At 52.0% G+C, this 5,088-nt stretch carries 2 protein-coding genes; one reads left to right on the top strand and one right to left on the bottom strand.

The window, feature by feature from the left end; translation table 11 throughout:
* Nucleotides 1-646: 646 nt before the first annotated feature.
* Complete coding sequence (locus B9H04_RS17300) at nt 647-3,319, bottom strand: hybrid sensor histidine kinase/response regulator (RefSeq protein ID WP_139835148.1); 2,673 nt, start codon at nt 3,317-3,319, stop codon at nt 647-649.
* 588 nt (nt 3,320-3,907) lie between these two features.
* On the opposite strand from B9H04_RS17300, the gene B9H04_RS18930 reads away from it, so the two are divergent.
* A complete protein-coding gene (locus B9H04_RS18930; RefSeq protein ID WP_155120081.1) occupies nt 3,908-4,153 on the top strand; it encodes a hypothetical protein in 246 nt (81 codons plus the stop codon).
* Nucleotides 4,154-5,088 lie beyond the last annotated feature (935 nt).

Below are 5,088 nucleotides of genomic sequence, written 5' to 3' on the forward strand. Positions count from 1 at the left end.
CGTTTGCGGAGACGGATCGGGATGACGGAGAACTTCCTGAGCGGTACCAGGATATCTACCCGCGATGGGTGAGCGATCCGACCGTCAGCAACGACGTCCACGCTGCGGCCGGAGCGTTACGGACAGCCCGGGAGCATCACGGGCCAGACGGACCAATCTCACCAGAGGAAGTCGGGTTCGCTGGCGACGTCTTGCTAGAACTCACAGAGCCGTGGCCGTTACTCGATGAGGTGCTGCCAGCGCTGTGGGCAGTGACTACGAGAGCGTGTTATCGAGAGGACGCTGCTGTCGCTGGTGGTGTCCTTGTTGAATGTGAGACTGAGGTAATGGGGAGACGCCCACGCCAGTTGAGCCTCCAAGAAGCAACTACTGGGGAACTTGTTGGATGAGTTCTAGAGGAATGAAGATGTCTGTCACCGGTGATTCGTAGAGACTTGGTACACTGGTATCGCCATCATATTTTTTGACGATACCATTGGGCCACTCATGCTGTTCCTAGGATGGCATAGAAGAGTTGCCACGACATTTATTTCGTGAATTTACAGCCGGATCAGCCGATAAAAAGCGCTTGCGGATTGAGTGCCGAGGATTCTGCCAGATCAGGGGGATATTCCAATAGCTGTGCGAGATACACAGCACGCATCGATCACTCAACTTTCTCGACACCGGTAATCTTGAAGCGGGCACCACCATCGGCACTGTCGGTCAGATGAATCTCCCAGCCGTGAGCCTCTACTATCTGTTTGACAATATTCAGTCCAAAGCCGACTCCCTCTTCGGATGTCGAGTACCCGGTCTCAAACACTTCGTCCCGGTTATCGCCAGAGATGCCGGATCCGTCGTCTTCTATATAAAATCCGGTGTCTACCTCCCCAACGGTGATCGTCACGCCTTCGCCACCGTGGTCAACCGCATTTCGGAAAAGATTCTCAAACACCTCTGGTAATCGATCGGCATCTGCTTGTATTGATGATAGCCCCTCAATCTCAAGGGTAGCCTCGGTTGTGGGGGTCGTCTCCCAGCACCGATCGACAATCGCCTCGAGGTCGACACTAGTCGTTTCACCGACGACTTTTCCTTGTCTAGCCAGCGCTAGTGAGTCGTCTATGAGCGCTTCCATACGTGTCAGGGCCTGTTGAGCATCGGTTAGGTGTTGGCTGTCACACTCGCTAGCAGCCAGCTTCGTTCGCCCCTTTGCGACGTTCAACGGACTCCGAAGGTCGTGCGACACGATGCTGGTGAACTCATCGAGCCGGTCACGTTCCCGAACGAGTTCAGCTTCCCGCCCCCGTAGTAATTCTAGCTGTGTAATCCGGCCAAACACAGCCGTCAGTGTGTTGCTCCACAACTCAACAACATCTATCTCTTGCTCAGTAAATGCATCCGGCTCCGTGGAACCAACATTCACTATTCCATGCCGGCCGAGTGGTACGATTACCTCGCTCTCGATAGGTGTGTCTTCATTCGATCGCTGGTCATGTGCGGACATATCGCTGATGTATCGGAGTTCTTGCTGCTGATAGGCCTCCCACGAAAGTGATTGCGTGTCCGCCCCGTACGTTGGGGGGTCAGAAATCAACTCCTGACCACGCTCGGAGATGGCGGCCGGCTCAAGTATATCTTGGTCGTCTCTGCGTAACCAGATACCAGTAGTGTCACATTTTAAGACGGCTTCGAACGCCGCTACGGCAGACTCGGCTGCTTCTGTGGGATTCGTCGTTTCTAGTAGGGTTTGCGTTCTCGACTGCATCTGCTCGAGGGTGGTGCTGTACCGAGCGAGCCGTTGTTCTTGTTGTTTTCGCTGTGTAACGTCACGCATTACCGTAAGAATACCCTCAATCGGGTCGCTGTCAGTGAAGTTCTGCCCACGGCTTTCGACCCACCGCCAGTCCCCATCCACGTCCCGTGCCCGAAACTCAACGGCGACAATCCCATCGGGTTTGTCCTTCAGTCGAGCAAAGTGATCCATGAGTTTCTCGTGGTCGTCTGGGTGGACCTCTTCGAAGGGGTTCTCGCCAACAACATCCAGTGGCTCCCACTCGAGTAACGGCGACGGTGGGCTTTGGTACTTAACAGTCATCTCCTCGTCCATGATGACCAGCAACTCGGGAGAGTGCCTGACGAGTTGTTCGTACAGTCGGAGTTCCTTTTCTCGTTCTTTCTGAGCGGTGATGTCTTGGATTGCGCCTCGAAGTTTGATTATATCGTCACTGTCATGTATGCGTTCACCAGTAGTACGTACCCACTTTTGATCATTTTCTGCCGTGATCAATCGCAGTTCAAGATTGTACGGCTTGCCGTGGGCGCGGCAGTTTTCGATTGCTGTCTGAATTGTTGATTGGTCGTCAGGATGATAAAATTCGATCGCTGTTTCAACCGAGGGGTCGGATTCTTCAGCAGGATCGAGATCGTGGATATTGTATGTTTCCTTCGTCCAACGCTGTTCGCCAGTTTCAAGATCTGCCTCCCACCCACCAACCTTAGCCAACTGTTGCGTGTGTCGCAGTAGATCTCGGTTTCGTTCAAGCAGTTCCTTACGTTCGCTTCGGTCAGTAATGTCTGTGTAGATAGCAAACCCGCCTGAACCGTCATCATAGACCGCATTTTGGAGGAGGAATTTACAGAGTCCGTTTGTTGTCTGTCGGGTTACCTCCCTCGAGTCAAGACTGCCGCCAGATTGGACATGTTCATTGATTTCTGCGGCTTCGTCAGTTCGGTTATCAGGGACGATGTGTGTGTCAAGTGAATCGCCGATCATAGTCTCAGATTCGTACCCGAATGCGTTCTCAAATGCCGCATTAACCTGCCTGACGATTGGCTCATCGGCCTCGTACCGAACTTCTACAGCGGGTTGTGAGAGGTGGTCGAAAAGAGTCTTAAATCGCTTCTGTTCTGTTTTAATCTGTTTTTCGGCCTGTACCTTGCCGACAGCATTCAGAATGCGATTGGCCAGTAATTCGTATTGCTCATTTCCAGACGATTTTTGCAGATAATCAGTGACTCCTGCAGAGGTTGCGTCACTGGCGACGGTTTCACTCCCTTTGCCAGTAAACAGAATAAACGGTAGATCAGGCCACTCCTCACGAACAGCTCGGAGGAACTCAATGCCGTTCTGCCCGGGCATTTCATAGTCGGAAATGACGCAATCAAATGTGGATTCAGCAAGACGATTCAGCCCCTCGCTCGCACTACTTACCGTTTCAGTGTCGAATCGGTCACTCTCTCGTTCAAGAAACGCTGTGGTCATTTCGGCGAAGTCTGGTTGGTCATCAACATGGAGGACACGGATTGTATCCCTGTGCTCTGCTCGGTCAGACATACTCAGAGTTTTTAGTTCAGCTATGAAAAAAGTCAGTACAGCAGTTGAGATAACTGACCACATAGATATGGGCCTCCTCTGTATCTCGCACACACTTTCTGATAGAGCGTAAGTCGATCAGTGATATGCGTCGGAATGTAAATCAACTGTATTGACGGATCTGGCCTGCTAGTGCCGCTTCAACACTGATCTGCTAGAAACGACTGATAGACAGTCTGTAGGGTGAATCTACCAGATCACAACTGAAGGCCCAGTAGTCATTCTGGGAAATTTGTCCACTAAAAGTCGTTGCCGCACACGGTCCCACTACTCGATGAGATCGATCTCCTGACCGCAACTCGGACACGATGCGTTCTGATCTCTGCTCAGGTCGGAAACGTACCCTGTCCAGCCGCAGACGGGACACTGTACTGGATCGGGTTGAGGCATCTCGCTAATACGCATCATTTCCGACGGAAAAGCCCGGTGCTGGTTCACTCTCTCCGAAAGTGAGACATCGTCTGTGGTACTTATTGTATGACACCCTAGGTAGGCCTATTGTAGCGTATCGAGGGAAGCAGTTAGCTGCTGTTGCATATCAAGACCTGTGTGGAACCGACCAATGATCTCTGTTTGATGCTCGGGACAGGCAAGGATGGCGACTGCTCCGTCCTGTACCGGGAGTACAGGTTGATCTGGATTATGTGGTGCGAGGTGGCAGCTGGGACAGTTAATACCGCCGGCTGGCCAATGCTGTATGAGTTCAACTGTGTTTTCGGTAGTGAATCCGCAGACGGAGGCGAATTGCTCAAGGTGTTCATTACACCCAACGAGAGGGAGTGTGAGCTGATCTAGGAGAAGGAAGGACAAGGTGTGTCTTCTGTTAGAGTGGAGAGCAGACTCGCACGCATCACACTGGATAAACGGATGACTGTGGAAGTCGTCCGTCTGCTGTTGGGAGGAATCTGCTGGAGGCATACTGAGGTGTGTGGCTCTGAGTTTAGTTGCCACACGGGTAAGCACTCGTCTTTAGTTAAGCCTAGTAGTAATATTCTACCAGCGGGTTATATCCACGAGTATTTAGTAGCATGAATATCACGATCCGGCCGCTGTTACAATCGAATATAAGCGATAAGCATCTGATTCCATCTGTGTTCGGTTACCACTCCCAGTAATATTCTATACGGTCCAAGATTGCCTGAGTCGGGCGCACGCGGCGGGAGTGACCGACGCTCAAACCCCACAGAACTGCCGGCTAGGGCTTAACCGAACACCGATGCATCTGATTCAAACACGAACTTTCCACCGTGTGTGTCCGATCGAGCCGTCTGTCCTCGCCACTTCGAGATACCGGTCCATGACACCCGTCCCGAGACTGGGTTGGCCTAACGCTCGCACGACCTCGACGATGAGAGGGTAGTGGGCCTTCAGTTGTGATCTGCTAGATTCACCCTACAGACCGTCTATCAGTCGTTTCTAGCAGTCCAGCGTTGAAGCGGCACTAGTCTTTTGAGGAGTTTCTGTTCGGGATCTGCGTGGTCTCTTCAGCATACACTAGATTACCACCTCAGAGTAGCGCGAAACGCGAGATTTAGATACGTTGACTAGCTACAACCCGTGATACCTGATGATCGAGATTTCTGATTCGCTTCGCTCTGTGTTTAGTGCTCAAATCGAAGAACGTGATGGCTCATATATCGTGGATGTCCCCGCGAGTGAAATTGAACACGACGCGCTTGCTGCCGACGAAACGTATCGCGTCGCGATCTTGAAATCGGAATCCTCGACAA

This window comes from Halorubrum ezzemoulense DSM 17463, from assembly GCF_002114285.1.
Classification (GTDB): domain Archaea; phylum Halobacteriota; class Halobacteria; order Halobacteriales; family Haloferacaceae; genus Halorubrum; species Halorubrum ezzemoulense.

Coding starts and splice junctions, on each gene's coding strand:
- B9H04_RS17300 (WP_139835148.1), bottom strand. CDS start 3,319: ATGTCTGACCGAGCAGAGCACAGGGATACAATCCGTGTCCTCCATGTT.